Source organism: Mesorhizobium sp. B2-7-1 (assembly GCF_006440735.1).
In the GTDB taxonomy this organism is placed as follows: Bacteria; Pseudomonadota; Alphaproteobacteria; order Rhizobiales; family Rhizobiaceae; genus Mesorhizobium.
Genome location: NZ_VFUA01000026.1, coordinates 21,300 through 37,723, shown reverse-complemented (window position 1 = coordinate 37,723; position 16,424 = coordinate 21,300). Strand labels below are relative to the sequence as shown.

Sequence of the window (16,424 nt, the reverse complement as noted above, 5' to 3'; positions counted from 1 at the left end):
TATTTGACGCGAGGAGAGAATGATGTCAATAGTAAAGTGATTTAAAAATGGAACCATTCCGATGTCGACCAAAGGGCGATCCGGCTGTCCGATCAACCTCTCGCTCGAACTGCTCGGCGACCGCTGGACGCTGCTCATCATCCGCGACTTGATCTTCGCCGGGAAAAGGCATTTTCGCGAATTCCTGCAATCCGACGAAGGCATCTCGTCCAGGACGCTCGCCGAGCGGCTGCAGACACTGCAGGACGAAGGCATCCTCACCCGCAGCGACGACCCGACGCATGGGCTCAAGGCGATCTACCGGTTGACCGAAGCCGGCATCGACCTGTTGCCCGTGCTCGCCACGCTCGGCGCCTGGGGCGGCAAATATCGACAGGCAGACGACAAGCTCGCGCGGGTAGCGAACGAGTTGGCTGCGGGCGGCGAGCCGGCGCTCAAGCGGATGAAGGAGAAGCTTAGGGCCGAGCATCTGGGGTAGGCTCGAGGCGTTGCAGCTGCCGATCTCCCCCTTGTGACCGGCGCGTTCTGGCGGGCTTTTGCTGGCGACGGCTTTCCTCAACACGCCGCAGGCGCTGGCGCAGGAGAAACCGGAAGTGCTGGCGCCGATCAAGGTCCAGGGCGAGGCCGTCGGCGACCGCACACCGGGCTTCGATGGCTACAAAGCCAAGAAGGACGCCAGCGCCACCAAGTCCGACCAGCCGCTGGAAAGACGCCGCAGGCGGTCAGCGTCATCGGCAGCCGGCAGATCGACGACCAGACGGCGCGCTCGGTGGTCGAGGCGACGCGCTCTGCGCCGGGCATCCGTTCGGAAACCTTCGGCAACGACACCCGCAACGACTGGTTCCTGATCCGAGGCTTCTCCTCGCAGGTCAACAGCTACTTCCTCGACGGGCTGCAGCTGCAGTCGAGCGACAGTTTCGCCACCTGGAAGGTGAATCCCTATCTGCTCGACCGCATCGACATCTTGCGCGGGCCGTCGTCGGCGCTCTACGGCGCCTCGAACCCGGGCGGCCTCATCAACCTCGTCTCCAAGCGGCCGACCTTCCAGAACCGCGGCGAGACCGCGATCGGCGTCAACGAGTTCGGCAATGTCTGGTCAGGGCTCGACGTCGAGGGCGTCAACAAGGACGGCACGCTCGCCTATCGCTTCATCGCCACCGGCAATTACGGCGGCACGCAGGTCGATTACACCGACAACGACCAGTTCGCCCTCATGCCGGAGGTGACCTGGAAGCCGGACGAAGACACCAGCCTCATCATCTATGCCAACGTCTCGAAGCTGAAGACGCGCGGCCAGAACTTCCTGCCCCATGTCGGCACCGTCGTCGACGCGCCGTGGGGAAAGATTCCGCGCGACCTCTTCACCAGGGAGCCCAGCGTCGACAAGTTCGAGCGCTCGCAGCCAAGACAGGGGAGGCATTCAAGCCGGAGACAGCGGTGCAATACGAGGCGGGCGTCAAATACCAGCCGACATGGCTGAGCGACGTGATGTTCAGCGCATCGCTGTTCGACCTGACGCGCCAGAACGCGGTGACCGGCGACGGCCAGATCAACTTCAACCGACAGATCGGCAAGGTGAATTCGCGCGGCGTCGAGATCGAGGCTGTCGGCCAGCTGACGCCCGACCTGAAGCTGACCGGCGCCTATACGTGGTACGACCTCAGTGAGCCCGCCCGCGTCGCAGTGGCCCGACCGGCTCCTCGGCCGGCGGCTCGCCAGGCAGCCCCAGTCGCAACCGCTCCTCCTCGGCGAAGACCTCGGCCTGCGCGTGAATATCGAACACTTGCTGCGTCAGCCTGCCGCCATCGACGACGCGTACGATCCATTGTCCGTTGACGGCTTTTACTCGGACACTGTCTGGCTCGCTTGTTACCATATACAGCCCCCTGCTCTTGGCTCGAAGAATTGCCTATCTCCGACCCAATACGATCTAGCGCGCCTGGAGTTGCCGAAAAGCGGGGCTTATTGGTTTTTATTGCAAAGCGGCACTCCGTTATTCGAAACGCTTGCGAAGCCTCACGAATAAAAACGGGTGTGGCGCAGCAATTGCACCTCGGCGCAGCGGAATTCGACTTCGCTAGGGCGTTCGGTCTGCAAGAGGACGCGGCAGCGGATTTCGAAAGTGTCCGAACGGGACTGCGGATCGCCCAGTCCGGCACTTGGCCGTGCGAGAGTGCGGACCAACTCGCCGCGCCGGCGGCCCGGCAGCCTTGGGGGGTGATACTGGGTTCGGCGGCCGGGCCTGACCGGAGTTTGCGAGGCCGCCGGCTGTTGCGAGCATGCGCTTGGGTCCGGCCAAGGACAAGAACGACCTAGGCCCTAGGACCAAAGCAGCAAAGGGCATGGTCAAGACGGCCGAATTGTCATCGGCCAATTGCGACCGGATTGACCGGAAACAACGCGCGCCGCAAAGCCGGGCGCGTCAAAAGCCTAAGAAATGCCGGCCGACGAGATAGCCGAGCGCCGCTACGACCAGCGGAAACAGCGCCGGCGCGGCCTTGCCGAACAGCGAGGGGTTTATCTCCTTGGCAGGAGCGCTGGGTTTGGAATTGCCGAGGTTTTTGGTCATGGGCTCATTACCGGTTGGGGGCTAACTGCCGGCTGAGTCATTAAATTAGAAACTGCTTATTAAATTTCCGGCAAGCCCAACGCTACAATTCGCGGCAATTTATTCCGATTGCTGGGTACGCTCGGCAAGCGCGAAGGCCTGGAGATTGCGCGACTTGCCTGGATTCTGGTCGGCATTGGCGATGATGGCGTGGAAGGCCGCGCGGGCGATGTCCTTCTTTTTGGCATCTGGATGCAGTTTTCGCACCGCCTTGAGCAGGTCTTTCAGTTTCATATCGGGGGTGACAACGCGCATCAGCGTATCGCCTATGGCCTGCAATTCGCTGGCATCCATAACGATGAACCCTGTTTTGGCGGCGTGAGCCTAGCATATAGCCGGGCGAGCGCGTCACTTTTGTGATGCGCGCCCGAGTAACCGAAGACGGGTCCGTTACAGGATCTTGGTGGCGAAAGCGTCCAGCCGCGAATTCTCGCGATAGCTAAGCCGCACCGCCAACGCGGCGGCAATCCCGGTGGCCGCGCCGCCGGCAATGTCACCTGCATAGTGGATGCCGATATGCAGCCGCGACCAGCAGACCAGCACGGCCATGACGAGCAAAGCGAGCGTGCGGCGCGGCAGTGCCTGCAAGGCGAAGGCCGCGACGACGGCCATGCTGGCGGTCGCGTGATCGGAGGGGAACGACCAGTCGGTGCTGGGCGCGATCAAAAGATGCGTGACGCCGGCGTCGTAAGGCCTGATCCGATGGACGAAGAGCAGGATCGCCTGGTTGATCGCCAGCCCGATCAGGAAGGAAAGGCCGGCCGACAGGCAGGCATGGCGCACGTGGAGGCGATCGTCCCTGGACCACCATTGCAGGGCGACCGCAATCACCATCAGCGGCACGCCGAATTGTGAGATGGCGATCATTGTCCTATCAAGGAGTGGGCTAATGCCGGCAGCCGCGTTGATCCAGTGCGTGAGAGAAGCGTCCATTCCTGCCTGATATCCCTGGTCCAAAAGTAGGTCGATCGTTGAAGCCCGCCGGCGAGCACCGCATTCACCAGCTCTTTGAGGTCAGCGTATGGCTAAAAGGTGCCCATGCCCTGATCGAGTGCATCGGCGGCATCCTGCTTTACCTCGTCACCACCGATACCATCGCTTCCTGGGTCAACATGGTCACCCAGGAAGAACTGGTCGAGGATCCCCATGACTTCATCGCCACCCATTTGTCGCAGATGGCCGCCGGGTTCTCCGTCGCGAGCAAGGAGTTCTATGCCTTCTATCTGCTCAGCCACGGATTGATTAAGCTGCTTCTGGTCATCGGCCTGCTGCGCGGCAAGTTGTGGTCCTACCCCGCATCGCTGGTCGCGCTCGGCGCCTTCATGGCCTACCAGGTCTATCGCTATTCCTACACGCATTCGCCGGGCCTGCTGGTGCTGACCGTGTTCGACGCCATCGTCATGTGGCTGATCTGGCAGGAGTGGAAAACGGTGCGCCGCCATATCACGCGTTAGACCGTGATGGCGTTTCGTTGAATCGCCGTCACGATCCAACTCTTTTGCTGGAGCATGATCTTTCTCCGAAAACCAGTTGCCACTTTTCGGGATCATGCTCTCCGCGTCCGGCCTCACTCGACTTTCCGCCGGAACTTCGAATGCAGCTCGCGCAGTCCTGCAGGATCAGGTGCAGGAGGCGCTCGGCCGGCATTTTTGCCAGATCGGCCTCGGCGGCGCCCGGGCGCTTGCCAAGCAGGCTGCCGCCGTCCATGGGCGGGCCGGTCATCCGCATATCGGCAGTGATTTCGGGCGGCGCGTTCCCGGCCTTGTCGGCGAGCGCGTCCGCGAGCCGGCCGATATGGCGGGCGAGTGCCTCGAACTCCGGCCGGGCCTCATCGATTTCCAGCCTGGCGCCAGACGGCGCACCAAGCGTGCCTCGCGGGAATTCGGCAATCAGGGCAGCGCCGGTACGGGCGCTGAGCGTGTCCGCGGCTGCCTTGAAGGCTACCGGCTCATAGACGCGCTTGCCGCCGAACATTTCCGCGATTGCCTTGGCGGCGGCCGCCATCTCCTTCATCGAGGCCTAGCGCGCCGCCACGATGGGATCGCCCGGACCCGCTGCCAGCGTTGGGGCAAGGACCAGAGGGCAGGCGAGCGCAAGCCCCCGCCCGGAGAGCGTCGCGGAACCTCACGCCCGCACGTCGACGATGCCCATCATGCCGAGCTGCTCATGCTCGAGGATGTGGCAGTGATACATGCGCGCGCCCGGCTGCTCCTGGCGGATGACGAGCCGCACCGTCTCGCCGCGCGCCACGTTGACCGTGTCCTTCCACGCCAGATAAGCCGGTTTGGCGACCTTGCCGTCGCGCACGCGCTCGATCACCTGGAACTGCGTGCCGTGGACATGGAATGGGTGGTCCATGTCGGCCTGGTTGGCGATTTCCCACAGCTCGGTCTCGCCGGCCCTGGCGACGATGTCGACGCGCCCATGTCGAATGCCTTGCCGTTGATCAGGAAGCCCATCTCCATGCCGGTGGCGTTCATCGCCATGGTCTCGGTGAAGACCAGACGGCGACTGATTGTGGGCTGCCCGAAAGGCGCGATCGGCCTCAGCCGCCCGGGCAGCGGCGGCATCGTCTCGGCCAGCGCGCCGGAGACATCGACCGTCAGCAGCGTCAGCCCGGCATCCGCCGGCCGGCCAGGCCCCGTCCAGCCGCGGTCATAGTCCAGCGTGGTGAGGGTGGCAGAGCCCGGCTGGTCGAAGGCGACGACCAGTTCGACGCGTTCGGCCGGGCTGAGCAATATCTCCTCGGCCGCAACCGGCGCCTCCAGGAGACCGCCGTCGCTGCCGATCAAGGTCATCGCGGCGTTGGCGAAGGCGAGCCTGAGGAAGCGCGCATTGGCGGCGTTGTAGAGCCGCAGGCGCCGCTTCGCGCCGCGCGCCACCGTCAGCTTCGGGTTCTTCTGCCCGTTGACCAGCACATGGTCGCCTACGCGGCCGTTCATCAGGTCGGTCATGGTGGTGTCGGGCATCGAGCCGTCGGCGGCAAGCCGAAGGTCGGTGAACATGAGCACGGTGTCGCCATAAGCGAGCGGGATCGGATCGGCTTTGGCCTTGACGACGAAGGCGCCGGCAAGGCCGCGATAAACCTGCTCGGCCGTCCGGCCATGTGGATGCGGGTGATACCAGTAGGAGCCGGCCGAGCCTTCGGGCAGCTCGAAGGCATAGACGCGGTCGGCGCCCGCCGCCACCGGGTCCATCGGATTGCCGTCCTGGTCGGCCGGAACCGGCATGCCGTGCCAGTGGATGGTGCTTTGCTCGCCCGCGATCCGGTTGGCGAAGGTGATTTCGACGCGGTCGCCCTCATAGGCCTCGATCAGCGGCCCCGGACTCATGCCGTTATAAGCGAGGATCGGCGTGTCCTGGCCCTCGACGAAGCGCGCCGTGGCCGGCGCAGCCGTCAGCCTGGCCTTGAACAGTCCGGACCGGCCGGCCTCGTTGGCAAGCAGCGGCAGGTCGCGCAACGCCTCGCCCTCGGGCAGCGCCGCTGGCGCTTGCGCCATGGCGCCCATGTCATGGCCGGCATGACCGCTCATATCCATGCTCGGCATGGGTTCCATGCCCGGCATGTCGTCCATCTTCATCTGCGCCAGTGCGCGAGACCCCGACAGAGCCGTTGCCAAGCCCGCCACCAGAAAGCCGCGCGGTGCATCTCCTCGACCGTGGTTGGGAAGGCCGCCGCGGGGACGACCTTTCAACACGCTACGGGTTCCAGTAACTGGAAGGTCAAGCGGGAATCGAGCAGGTCGGCACAGGCCCGCGCCTGATTCCGCCTGGCCCAAAAAGAAAATGCCGGGCAGCCGGGCGGCCTGCCGCCTTGCCGTTTTTTAACCTCAATCGACCTCTAGCCGGCTGAAGCGTTGCGGTTCCAGCCCTCACGTTTTCTTGACACAGGCTGGAAAAACAGGCAGCAAAGCGGGTGAGGGAGAGCATTTCTACCGTGGCGGAGACCATGGAGGGCTCTTTTTTCGTATGGACCGTCGCCAAAATGGCGATTGGTGGAGGGATTGGTTAACCAACTTTGTCCATCTTTTGAATCAATCGGCAACAGACGCGAGTAGGTGCAGGGGGCACCAGCGAACTGTGATCGTGACGGGTGCCAGGTCCGCAAACCGGCATGCCGATTGAGAGTGGTCGTATGGCGTTTTTGCGTTTGAAAAACCGGGGTGACGCTCCTCATGGGGAGGTAACTTCGAAAAAGTCTGGTCATCGTTGGGTCGTGGTGCCTGCTGTCGGCGCCGCCCTTGCCCTATGGTCCGTCGCCACTTTGGCGGGACTCTATTCGGTAAGCACCTCGCTGACCGCAGCTTCCAACGGATTGCCGCAAGGCCTGCTTTCGCCGCGCAGCATCGCGCTTGGCGACCAGCGCCGACAGATCGCCAATGCCTGGGCGCCGCGCCTTGCCGCCAATGGCGGCTACAGGGCAGGCTCGCTCACCGGTGGCTGCGACGCTGGCTGCTTCAGCCTTGCGACAAGCTTCAGTCATGACGGCCAAGCTCCTGAAAAACTGAAGAATAATGGCCATGACGGCAAGATGGCGCGCCTCAAGCTGCCGGCGCCGAACAGCGTCGCGCAGGAAAAAGTCGTGGTGGTGGCTTCGGCCGCCGGCGCCGCCGACCGGTTCGACGGTGTGGTGAAACGCGCGGCGCTTTCGCCGCAAAAGCTTGCCGATGCCTTTGCCCGCGCCGAGAACGCGCCGTATCTGCTGGCCAGCCTGCCTTCGGCGAGCCGTTTCGGCGGCGCGCTGCCGGGCGCCCCGGCGGAAGCCCGGTTCGGTTCGCAGCCAGCCGAAATCGCCGGCGCTTCGGAGTTGGCACTCGCGCTCGCCAACGTATCGCCGGAGGATACGGCCGACGTTCCGACCGCCGTCGCGCTCGAAAACAGCGACGCGCCAAATGTCGCCGACAAATCGGATAGCGGCCAGAACGGCGAATACCAGGTCGCCTCGCTGCCGCCGCAGGACGATCTGCCGGACGCGATTGCCGTGCCCGGCCTTCGCCCGCGCACCACGCTCGAGCGCGCCACCCAGGCGCCCGAGCAGAACGCGGCCAAGCCGCAGAAGCCGGAGACCGCGAAGCCGCAGACGGCCAAGGCCAAGCCACAGCCGTCCGCTGCCGACACCGCGCAGAGCACGCCGACGACCGTCTCGCCGAGGAGCGGCGACCAAGCCCTGCCGGGCGTAGTGGGCTCGAAGCCGCTCGCGGCCGACACCAAGCCCGGCAAGCGCAAGGCGCAGGCGTCCGAGATGCTTGCCTATGCAAAGCCCGACACGCCTGAGCGCGGCGGCCTCGGCAACGCCTTCCGCAACCTTTTCAACGGGCCTTCGACCGGCAATGGCGTGGCCGTGTACGATATCTCGGCCAAGACGGTTTATATGCCGGACGGCTCTAGGCTCGAGGCGCATTCGGGATTGGGTTCGATGGTCGACCAGCCTCGCTTCGTCAACCGCAAGAATGTCGGCCCGACGCCGCCGGACACCTACAATCTGTCGATGCGCGAATCGCGCTTTCACGGCGTCGAGGCAATCAGGCTCACGCCAGCCAGCGGCAGCAACAAATACGGCCGCAACGGCCTGCTCGCGCACACCTATATGCTGCGCGGCGGCCGCGCCGAGTCCAATGGCTGCGTCGTCTTCAAGGACTATCACCGCTTCCTTGCCGCCTACAAAAAGGGCAAGATCAAGCGCCTTGTCGTGGTTCCGCGCCTCACAAGGTCCCCCACCCAGGTCGCCCAGGAAGGCCGCCAGGGTTGAATCCTATCGGGCCGGCGACTGGTCGCCGGCTGGCTATCTATCCCCACTTGCTGATCCAAAGGGCCTGGCGCCAACACGCGCCGGGCTATTTGCCGTCGCTTCCAGCCGTGGCGACTATCGTCACCCTCACCTGAGGAAGCGATAACGACCCTTCCCAAGATATAGATATGGCGCAGCCCGGGCTTGCGGCAAGCCCCTGGCCATGGCGTATCAACGCTGCTCCGAAAAACGACAACGGGGCATGGAATGCGGATCTTGTTATCGACTTACGGCTCGCGCGGCGATGTCGAGCCTTTGGCGGCGCTGGGCGCGGCCTTGCAGGCGCATGGCGTCGAGGCCAGGGTAAGCGCGCCGGGCGATGCGGAGTTTGCCGCGCTTCTCGCCCGCGCCGGCGTGCCGCTGGCCCCGGCCTTCGCGCCAGTGCGCGAATGGGCGAAGGAAATGATCAACCGGTCGCGATCGGCGTCGCCCGAGGACCGGGCCAGGCTCATTGCCGGCCAGGCGACCGAGATCGTCGCCAGGCAATATGAGGCGCTGAGTGCGGCCGCCGAAGGCTGCGACGCAGTGGTGGCGTTCGGCCTCTTCCCGTCCTGCGCCGCCGCGCGGATGGTCGCGGAACAACGTGGCATGCGCTACATGCTCGGTACATTCTGCCCCATCTGGCTGCCGTCGCCGCACAACCGGCCGCATGAATATCCAAGCCATCCGCTGCCGGCCGGCGTGACCGACAACCGGCTGCTGTGGGAGATGGATATCCGGACCAAGAACGCGCTCTTCGGCGAGGCGATCAACGGCCAGCGCGCGTCGCTGGGACTGCCCCCGGTGCAAAATGTCCGGGACTATGTCTACGGCAAAAGGGTTCTGCTCGCCTGCGATCCGACGCTGGGGCCGTGGCCGGGCTCGGACCTGATCGACGCCGTGCAGGCCGGCGCCTTCATCCAGCCGGATGAACGGCCCCTTCCCGGCGCGCTCAAAGCCTTCCTCGATGCCGGGCCGCCGCGGGTCTATGTCGGCTTCGGCTCGATATCGGTCGCGAGCGAAGCCGGACACGCCGCCATCGAAGCGATCCGCGCCAGGGGCCTCCGCACGGTCATCGCGCAGGGCTGGGCCGGGCTCGGCCCAATCGATGATCGCGACGACTGCTTTGCGGTCGGCGAGGTCAACCAGCAGGCCCTGTTCGGTCGCGTCGCGGCCGTCATCCATCATGGCGGCGCGGGCACGACCGTCGCCGCCGCGCGGGCGGGAGCGGCGCAGGTGATCGTGCCGCAGATCGGCGACCAGCCCTATTGGGCGCGGCGGGTGGCTGAACTCGGCATCGGCGCCGCGCATGACGGTCCAGTGCCAACGGTGAAGTCGTTATCGGCGGCGCTGGAGGTGGCGCTGGCTCGGAAGACCCGGGTTCACGCGGCGGCATTGGCTGGCAAGATCCGCGCCGACGGCGCCGAGGTGGCGGCAAGGTTGCTGATTAAATCGCTGGGCGAATCCAGCCGGTGAACTCATTGCGTCGTTAGTTCCGCCAGCGCCCTCTGCAGGGGCGCCGGCGAGATCTGGATCGGGCCTGAAAAGGGCGAGTCCATGTCGATGATCAGATAGATCGCCGCGGCCACCAGCGCTGCGGAAATGAGGCATGTGAAGACGACAGTCCCATTACGCGGCGCCCTGAAACCGAAGCTGGCGAAGATCAGTGTCAGCCAGGCGACGAGCAGGACGATCACCGGCGCGGGGATAGCGCCCTCGGACTGCTCGGCCAGTATCCAGCGCTGCTCGATCAGCTTCTGGAGCTGCTGCGTCGCGGCCTGTTGCGCGGCGGTCTGCTTGGCATCCGTGGGGGCCAATTCCGCCAGGATGTCTCCGACCTGATAGAGCAGCAATTCCGACAGCCTGTTCGGGACGACGGTCGTGTCGCTGTCGGCCGTGGAGGTCTCGACGACGCGCTGAACATAGGCGGCGAGCGACTGCCTGCCGCTGTCCGCCTCCGGCCCGTAATGCCGGAGCGTTCGATCGAGCAGAATGATCTCGGTGGCGAAGGTGTGTACGTTGCCGTTGATGGACTCGAATGTGTTCTTGGCCGAGTTGATCATCAGGCCGAGCATAAGCGAGGACATCACCACGAAAAGGTTCGCGGCAAGCCGCACCACCGCGCTGGTGTCGTCCCCAAGGTGGTGAGACGGGAAGCGCTCGTGCACCATCAGGCTGGCCAGCGAGGTTCCAGCCAGGCAAGCAAAGATCGCTGCTCCTACAAGCACTTCGCTCATGGCTGACATTGTAGCCGAGGCGGAGCGCTTGCCAATTGGCTGTGCGGCGGTTGAATCAACGCCGAAGCATATGGACGTATATTGTTGGCCGGTAAGGAGACTTTCGCGCCGGGCTCCGTTCACAGCCAAGCGACAGTCGAAAACCGCTTTCAATACCGGGCGAAGGCGCTATCTATGGCGCGGGGCGGCTCCCAATCACTCACGAGGCAATCCATGACAATTCGCGCTGTCGTCTGGGGCGAGAACATCCATGAGCGGACCAACGAGGTGGTCGCCGACCTCTATCCTGAAGGCATGCACGCGACCATCGCCAAGGCGCTGAATGCGGACAAGGCGATCTCCGCCTCGACGGCCACGCTGGAGCAACCCGAGCACGGCCTGCCAGAATCGCGCCTCACCGAGACCGACGTGCTGGTCTGGTGGGGCCATAAGGACCATGGCGCGGTGGTCGACGAGGTGGTCGAGCGTGTTGCGAAGCGCGTCTGGGAGGGTATGGGGCTGATCGTGCTCCATTCCGGCCATTTCTCGAAGATCTTCAAGCGGCTGATGGGCACGCCCTGCACGCTGAAATGGCGCGAGGCCGGCGAGCGCGAGCGGCTCTGGGTGACGAGCCCCAGCCATCCGATCACCGAAGGCGTCGGCGAATTCTTCGAGCTGGAGAACGAAGAGATGTATGGCGAGCAGTTCGCCGTGCCCGAGCCGCTGGAAACCGTCTTCATCTCCTGGTTCCAGGGCGGCGAGGTGTTCCGCTCGGGCCTGACCTACCGACGCGGCGCCGGCAATGTCTTCTACTTCCGGCCCGGACACGAGACCTATCCGACCTATCACGATGCGACCGTCCAGAAAGTGCTGCGCAACGCGGTGAAGTGGGCGCACAACCCGCAAGGGTCGAAGCCCGCCATCCTCGATGCGCCGAACGTACCGGTCGAGAAGGCGCTGGAGCCGATCGAGGAGCGCGGGCCCAAACTGCATTCGCATGGCGAGGCCGGTTTTCGCTAAAAAAGCCCCTTCCCTGCTTCGCTTGGGATTGCGTGAAAACAGCGCCTGGGTCACATTCGCTTCACATGATTGAATCGAACCAAATCGCTCGGAGGAGCAGAAAATGCGGCTTTTGATACTGGGTACCGGCTGGATGGCGCAGGAACATGCCCGCCGCTTCGGCGCCATCGAGGGGGTCGATATCGTCGGCGCGGTCGACGTCGATGCGACCCGCGTCGCTGAGTATGCAGACGCCTACAAGATCCCGAAACGCTTCACCTCGCTGGAGGCGGCGCTCGACTGGGGCGATTTCGACGCGGTCGCCAATGTCACGCCCGACCGCATCCACCACCCGACCACCATGGCGCTGGTCGCCGCCGGCAAGCCGGTGCTGTGCGAAAAGCCGCTGGCGGAAAATTTCGGCAAGGCGAGCGAAATGGCCGATGCCGCGGAAGCCGCAGGCGTCGTCAACATGGTCAACCTCACCTATCGCAACGTGGCCGCGCTGCAGAAGGCGCGCCGAATGGTGCAGGCGGGAGAGATCGGCATGGTGCGCCATGTCGAGGCGTCCTATCTGCAGAGCTGGCTGGTGTCGAAATTCTGGGGCGACTGGCGTACCGATCCGAAATGGCTGTGGCGGCTGTCGCGCGGCCACGGCTCGAACGGCGTGCTCGGCGATGTCGGCATCCACATCCTCGATTTCGCCAGCTATGGTGCCGCGCTCGACATCGATCATGTCTTCTGCCGGCTGCGCGCCTTCGACAAGGCGCCGGGCAACCGCATCGGCGAATACCAGCTCGACGCCAATGACAGTTTCGCCATGACGCTCGACTTCGCCAACGGCGCCTTCGGCGTGGTGCATGCCAGCCGCTGGGCCACCGGCCACATGAACGAATTGCGCCTGCGCATTTATGGCGACAAGGGCGGCATCGAGGTGGTGCACAATCTCGAAGGTTCGGCTCTGAAGGCCTGTGTCGGCGACAATATCGAGAGCGCCAAATGGGAGGAGCTGGACGCGGGCTCCGTGCCGACCAATTACCAGCGCTTCGTCGATGCGGTGAAGAGCGGCATGCAGACCGAGCCGACCTTCCGCCACGCGGCGGGCCTGCAAAAGGTGCTGGACCTTGCCGTGGTGTCGGACGAGAAACGCGCGGAGTTGAGAGCCAACGCGGATACGCAGTGAGGCCGAAACTGCTGATCTCCCCCCTGGGGAGATGCCCGGGGTGCTGCCCCGCCGGCCTGTCAGTCGTTCGCAGCCGCGTCGTCCTAGGATCACTAATGGAAGGTCGCCCACGCTGGCGTTCCTTCACACCGCCCTCTGTCCTGCCGGACATCTCCCCCGCAAGGGGGGAGATTGGCTGTCACCACACCCTGCGATAAATCCCCACCGCCGCCGCCACCAGCGCGGCATTGCCCGCGGCCATACTACCGTCCGGCAATTCCTTGCCGTCCTCCAGGCCGACCCGCGTCGACAACTGCCTTGCCGCAGCCCTTTCCACGAACTGCCACACCGTGGCGTTCTCGCCATGCAGCAGGAGGGAGCGACGAATGCCGGCGCGCTCCAGCACCTTCTCGATGCCGTCGGCGACGGCGAAGGCCTGATCAATCGTCTGCTCGGAAATCTCGATCAGCACGCGCAGCACCCGGCCGCCATGGTCGAGGCCGACCAGCCGCTCGGCGTCGGCGATGGACGCCAGGCCGGCCTCGATGCCGATGCCGCGCTGGCGCAGGCTTTCCATAACGACGGGTGCTGCCGTCTCGCTGAGATTGACCGAGGCATAGTCGGGCAGCTCGCGCCAGCTGGAGATGGCGACAAGCGTGCGCAAATCGTCCTTCTCGATCCAGGCGCCGGTGGAGACGCCGATCAGCGTGCCCGGACAGGCGCAGCGGAGTGCTGCGATCGTCCTGTCCATCGCGTCCGGCGCCAGGCTTTCCTGCCGGTCGGCGCCGCGCGCATGGACATGCAGCTCGGCCGCACCCGCCGCGATCGAGGCCACCGCATCGCGCGCCATCGCCTCGGCGTCGAGCGGCAATGCAGGGTGGAAGTCGGCGGGACGGGCGCCGTTGATGCAGGCCTGGACGATCATCTTTTCGGCAATCCTGTTTCGGCTGACGGGAGCCTAGCGCAGGATCAGATTGGCCGGAACCGGAGCGATGCAATCTCCTGACAGGCCGAGGCGATAAGCACGCAATATCCCCCTGGCCTATCGACCAGAGGGATAAGCTTTCATCGAGCGCGAGTGCTAACTTCGAAGGCCCTTACGCCGGGACGCGCTTCAGCGCCTGCGCCATGCAGTGGATGCCGCCGCCGGTCTTGGAGATCTCGCTCATGTCGATGGCCGCGACCTCGAAGCCGCGCGCCTTCAGCTTTTCGATGAGCGTCTTCGAGGCGGTCGGCGCGATCACCCTGTCCTTGCCGAGAGACATGAAGTTGCAGCCGAGCGCCATCGTGTCCTGGAAGGGCACGTCGATGATCTCGTGGCCCTTGCCCTTCAACCAGTCGACGATGCCGGGCTCGGTGCAGGCGAGGCAGACGGCGGTGAGCTTTTCGGCGATCGGCACCACCATCAGGTCGATATGGACGTAGTACTCGTCGATGAAGGCAAGCCGCGTCTCCCAGCCCTCCTTCTCGAACCAGGCCTGCACCTGGCGCGCGCCCTCCTCCTGCGTGCGGGCGCCGCCGCAGCCGATCAGCACCACACCGTCCTCGATGACGTTGAAGTCGCCGCCCTCGAAGGTACCGGCCGTCACCATGTCGTAGATCGGGATGCCGAGCTTTTCATAGGTGCGGATGGCGGCGTAATTCTCGCCGCGCCGCCACCAGTTGGCCATGGCGGTGATGAAGGCGCCGTAAGGCGTCATGACACTGGAGTCGCGCGAATAGACCTGCATCGGCAGTTCGGGCGTCGGCTCGTGCCAGTGGATCTTGACGCCGAAATGCTCATAGGCGGCGACGAGGTCCTTGTGCTGCGCCTGCGCGATCTGGACGTTGCAAGGTGCCTCGCGCAAGTGCTTCCTCGACAGCGAGCTGGTCGACAGGTGGCGCAGGAAGTTGGGCGAGCCGAGCAGCACGTCGGTCAGCACATCGGTCTCGTTGGCGAAGCCCCAGGCGGTCAGCGGCTTGGTGCCGCCATTGGGATTGCGGCGCTGCAGCGAGAACGGCTCGGCGACGATGCGGTCATGGACGGTCATGGTGTTCTCCTCGGGATGGTTTGTTTCGTGTCATGCGGCGGAAGCGGCCGGGATCCACCAGTCGCGCCCGCGCGGCGTGGTGACATATTCCGGCCAGCGGAAATTGATCGGCGGTTCGTAATCGCAAAGCGGCGCTATCCAGTTCGAGCCGCCAACGCCGCCGCCGGTTCGCTTGACGAACTCGTCCATGGCGGCATCGCGCGCGGCCTTATCTTCCAGCAGGCGCAGCGCCGCCAGCGCGACCGTCTTAGCGGCGCAGGTCACCATCGGATCGATGGTTGCCGGAATGCCGCCCAGCGCATTCATCGCCCAGGACGGATAGACATGGCCGTTCGTCGCGCGCAGCGCCGGGCGGGCGACATAGAAACGCGATGTCGGCGCGTGCCAGCTCATGTCGGTATAGTCGTCCGAGGTGGAGTTCACCTGCGAGGGCGGCAGGTCGCGGCGCAGGATCGCTTCGGCATCCCGCGGCGAAATCAGCCGCTCCAGTTCGTCGATGAACGGGTTCTCGGTCGCCTGGCCGCCGGCATTGACCTGGACCTCGCGGGCGATGGCCTTGGCCGCCTCGTCCCAGCGCGGCGCGCCGACGGTCGAGAGTGCCTGATAGGTGATGTCGGCCATGGCGTGGTTGGCGAGCCCCGGCCGCGACTTCGACACCCAGCGACGCTCATAGCGGCAGCCGCTCATCCTGGCCGCGGCGTCCGCGTTGCGGTCGAGCACGGCGGTCACCTGCTCGGCCATGGCAATGGTCGGCACGCGGATCATGTACTGGATCTCGGCGAGCCCCGCCGGCAGGTTGTCGGCGGTCGCCTGGCCTGCCGTCAGGATCGCCTCGCTGATCGACCAGCCGCCCTGATGCGTCAGCATGGAATCGCGCAGCGCCTTGGAGGCCATGTACATCATCATCAGCGCGTCATTGGCGCCGGGCGCACGGACCGCTGAATGGGCCTGCGGGATCGGCGCTGCGTCGCTTGCGGCGCGGCCCCAATTTTCGGGCTCGTCGCAGATGAAGCGGTAGATCATCGCGTAAGCCGCGCCGCAATGCGTGTCCCAGCGCGCGGTGTTGCAGAGCGGCAGCATGTAGAAGGGATGGAAGGAGATCATGCCGGCGAGGCCGTCATAATAGCCTTTTGCCGCATGGATCGGCTTCGAGCCCCTCACCTTCTCCGCCGGCTCGCCGGTGAAGCGCAGCGTGCCCTTGATGCCGTGCTCCAGCATCGCAGCCTTAGTGGCCAAAAGCCCGCCAAGGCTGCCGATGCCGAGACCCGAATGCGGATCGGTGTGGCCGCCGGCCTCGACACCGAGACCCGGCCGCGCGCGCTTCACCGTCACGGCATCCTGGCAGTTGCCGGGTACGGCGTCGTACTCGCCATACATGCCGATCACCGGGCCGTCGCCGTTCGTCCAGTGGGCGCAGAAAGCCGTCGGCATGCCGCCCGAGCCTTCCTCGACCGAAAAGCCCTCGCGCTTCAGCCGATCCACATACCAGGCGGCCGACTGGTACTCGCGCCAAGCGGTTTCGCCGAAATCGAAGATGGTGCGCGTCCAGGCCGACAGCAGCGGCTGGATGCTGTCGATCGTGGCAAGCGCGGTTTCCTGCGCGGAACTCGTCACCGGTTGGTCCATGGTTCAAAGAAAGCAG

18 protein-coding genes are annotated in these 16,424 nt (G+C 64.9%); 8 read left to right on the top strand and 10 right to left on the bottom strand.

What is annotated here, in order from left to right; translation table 11 throughout:
- Positions 1-61: 61 nt before the first annotated feature.
- From FJ471_RS12855 to FJ471_RS34765, 3 genes are read left to right on the top strand one after another with little or no spacing between them, the layout of a single operon-like run.
- Positions 62-478, top strand: a complete 417-nt coding sequence (locus tag FJ471_RS12855) for a helix-turn-helix domain-containing protein (protein ID WP_140803522.1) — start codon at positions 62-64, stop codon at positions 476-478.
- Between the two features lie 33 nt (positions 479-511).
- A complete protein-coding gene (locus FJ471_RS12850; protein ID WP_140803521.1) occupies positions 512-1,480 on the top strand; it encodes a TonB-dependent receptor plug domain-containing protein in 969 nt (322 codons plus the stop codon).
- Entirely contained in the window at positions 1,438-1,836 is a 399-nt protein-coding gene (locus tag FJ471_RS34765) for a TonB-dependent receptor (protein WP_181179362.1), read from the top strand. The genes FJ471_RS12850 and FJ471_RS34765 overlap by 43 nt, the downstream gene beginning before the upstream one ends.
- Before the next feature lie 586 nt (positions 1,837-2,422).
- On the opposite strand, the gene FJ471_RS34760 is transcribed toward FJ471_RS34765, so the two are convergent.
- From FJ471_RS34760 to FJ471_RS12835, 3 genes are all read right to left on the bottom strand, one after another.
- Entirely contained in the window at positions 2,423-2,569 is a 147-nt protein-coding gene (locus FJ471_RS34760) for a hypothetical protein (RefSeq protein WP_181179360.1), read from the bottom strand.
- A gap of 99 nt (positions 2,570-2,668) precedes the next feature.
- Entirely contained in the window at positions 2,669-2,863 is a 195-nt protein-coding gene (locus FJ471_RS12840; RefSeq protein ID WP_348643333.1) for a hypothetical protein, read from the bottom strand.
- A gap of 135 nt (positions 2,864-2,998) precedes the next feature.
- Positions 2,999-3,475 (bottom strand): phosphatase PAP2 family protein, encoded by a 477-nt coding sequence (locus tag FJ471_RS12835; protein ID WP_318014051.1) that lies wholly within the window; start codon positions 3,473-3,475, stop codon positions 2,999-3,001.
- A gap of 104 nt (positions 3,476-3,579) precedes the next feature.
- On the opposite strand from FJ471_RS12835, the gene FJ471_RS12830 reads away from it, so the two are divergent.
- Complete coding sequence (locus FJ471_RS12830; RefSeq protein WP_140803518.1) at positions 3,580-4,062, top strand: DUF2127 domain-containing protein; 483 nt, start codon at positions 3,580-3,582, stop codon at positions 4,060-4,062.
- Between the two features lie 28 nt (positions 4,063-4,090).
- Here the strand turns inward: FJ471_RS12830 and FJ471_RS12825 are convergent, their stop codons facing one another.
- The 3 genes from FJ471_RS12825 to FJ471_RS12820 all read right to left on the bottom strand — a co-directional run bounded on the left by FJ471_RS12825 (position 4,091) and on the right by FJ471_RS12820 (position 6,183).
- Entirely contained in the window at positions 4,091-4,612 is a 522-nt protein-coding gene (locus tag FJ471_RS12825) for a cytochrome c (protein WP_246684705.1), read from the bottom strand.
- Positions 4,613-4,732: 120 nt separating this feature from the next.
- Positions 4,733-5,020, bottom strand: a complete 288-nt coding sequence (locus tag FJ471_RS35280; RefSeq protein WP_348643334.1) for a multicopper oxidase domain-containing protein — start codon at positions 5,018-5,020, stop codon at positions 4,733-4,735.
- On the bottom strand, positions 4,924-6,183 hold the full coding sequence (locus FJ471_RS12820) for a multicopper oxidase domain-containing protein (RefSeq protein WP_246684704.1): 1,260 nt from the start codon (positions 6,181-6,183) through the stop codon (positions 4,924-4,926). Before FJ471_RS12820 ends, FJ471_RS35280 begins: the two co-directional genes overlap by 97 nt.
- 644 nt (positions 6,184-6,827) lie before the next feature.
- Here FJ471_RS12820 and FJ471_RS12815 point away from each other — a divergent pair.
- Positions 6,828-8,357, top strand: a complete 1,530-nt coding sequence (locus FJ471_RS12815; RefSeq protein WP_246684703.1) for a tlde1 domain-containing protein — start codon at positions 6,828-6,830, stop codon at positions 8,355-8,357.
- A gap of 246 nt (positions 8,358-8,603) precedes the next feature.
- Complete coding sequence (locus FJ471_RS12810) at positions 8,604-9,851, top strand: glycosyltransferase (RefSeq protein ID WP_140803515.1); 1,248 nt, start codon at positions 8,604-8,606, stop codon at positions 9,849-9,851.
- Between the two features lie 2 nt (positions 9,852-9,853).
- On the opposite strand, the gene FJ471_RS12805 is transcribed toward FJ471_RS12810, so the two are convergent.
- Complete coding sequence (locus tag FJ471_RS12805; protein WP_140803514.1) at positions 9,854-10,612, bottom strand: DUF4239 domain-containing protein; 759 nt, start codon at positions 10,610-10,612, stop codon at positions 9,854-9,856.
- 213 nt (positions 10,613-10,825) lie between these two features.
- On the opposite strand from FJ471_RS12805, the gene FJ471_RS12800 reads away from it, so the two are divergent.
- Positions 10,826-11,611, top strand: coding sequence for a ThuA domain-containing protein (locus FJ471_RS12800; RefSeq protein ID WP_140803513.1), 786 nt, complete (start codon positions 10,826-10,828; stop codon positions 11,609-11,611).
- Between the two features lie 103 nt (positions 11,612-11,714).
- Positions 11,715-12,773, top strand: a complete 1,059-nt coding sequence (locus FJ471_RS12795; RefSeq protein WP_140803512.1) for a Gfo/Idh/MocA family oxidoreductase — start codon at positions 11,715-11,717, stop codon at positions 12,771-12,773.
- A gap of 178 nt (positions 12,774-12,951) precedes the next feature.
- On the opposite strand, the gene FJ471_RS12790 is transcribed toward FJ471_RS12795, so the two are convergent.
- The 3 genes from FJ471_RS12790 to FJ471_RS12780 form a co-directional block, all read right to left on the bottom strand.
- Positions 12,952-13,677, bottom strand: a complete 726-nt coding sequence (locus FJ471_RS12790; protein WP_140803511.1) for a 3-keto-5-aminohexanoate cleavage protein — start codon at positions 13,675-13,677, stop codon at positions 12,952-12,954.
- Positions 13,678-13,849: 172 nt separating this feature from the next.
- Positions 13,850-14,782: a dimethylarginine dimethylaminohydrolase family protein gene (locus FJ471_RS12785; RefSeq protein ID WP_140803510.1), complete on the bottom strand. Its 933-nt coding sequence runs from the start codon at positions 14,780-14,782 to the stop codon at positions 13,850-13,852.
- Between the two features lie 30 nt (positions 14,783-14,812).
- The gene (locus FJ471_RS12780; RefSeq protein WP_181179358.1) at positions 14,813-16,408 is read right to left on the bottom strand and encodes an amidohydrolase; all 1,596 of its coding nucleotides are present in this window, start codon (positions 16,406-16,408) and stop codon (positions 14,813-14,815) included.
- Positions 16,409-16,424: the final 16 nt, after the last annotated feature.

Bases quoted from the DNA above. Each gene is read 5' to 3' on its own strand.
- FJ471_RS12840 (WP_348643333.1), bottom strand. From the start codon at position 2,863: ATGCGCGTTGTCACCCCCGATATGAAACTGAAAGACCTGCTCAAGGCG.
- FJ471_RS12820 (WP_246684704.1), bottom strand. From the start codon at position 6,183: ATGGACGACATGCCGGGCATGGAACCCATGCCGAGCATGGATATGAGC.
- FJ471_RS12855 (WP_140803522.1), top strand. From the start codon at position 62: ATGTCGACCAAAGGGCGATCCGGCTGTCCGATCAACCTCTCGCTCGAA.
- FJ471_RS12795 (WP_140803512.1), top strand. From the start codon at position 11,715: ATGCGGCTTTTGATACTGGGTACCGGCTGGATGGCGCAGGAACATGCC.
- FJ471_RS12835 (WP_318014051.1), bottom strand. From the start codon at position 3,475: ATGATCGCCATCTCACAATTCGGCGTGCCGCTGATGGTGATTGCGGTC.
- FJ471_RS12800 (WP_140803513.1), top strand. From the start codon at position 10,826: ATGACAATTCGCGCTGTCGTCTGGGGCGAGAACATCCATGAGCGGACC.
- FJ471_RS12810 (WP_140803515.1), top strand. From the start codon at position 8,604: ATGCGGATCTTGTTATCGACTTACGGCTCGCGCGGCGATGTCGAGCCT.
- FJ471_RS12805 (WP_140803514.1), bottom strand. From the start codon at position 10,612: ATGAGCGAAGTGCTTGTAGGAGCAGCGATCTTTGCTTGCCTGGCTGGA.
- FJ471_RS12825 (WP_246684705.1), bottom strand. From the start codon at position 4,612: ATGGCGGCCGCCGCCAAGGCAATCGCGGAAATGTTCGGCGGCAAGCGC.
- FJ471_RS12785 (WP_140803510.1), bottom strand. From the start codon at position 14,782: ATGACCGTCCATGACCGCATCGTCGCCGAGCCGTTCTCGCTGCAGCGC.
- FJ471_RS34760 (WP_181179360.1), bottom strand. From the start codon at position 2,569: ATGACCAAAAACCTCGGCAATTCCAAACCCAGCGCTCCTGCCAAGGAG.
- FJ471_RS12790 (WP_140803511.1), bottom strand. From the start codon at position 13,677: ATGATCGTCCAGGCCTGCATCAACGGCGCCCGTCCCGCCGACTTCCAC.
- FJ471_RS12780 (WP_181179358.1), bottom strand. From the start codon at position 16,408: ATGGACCAACCGGTGACGAGTTCCGCGCAGGAAACCGCGCTTGCCACG.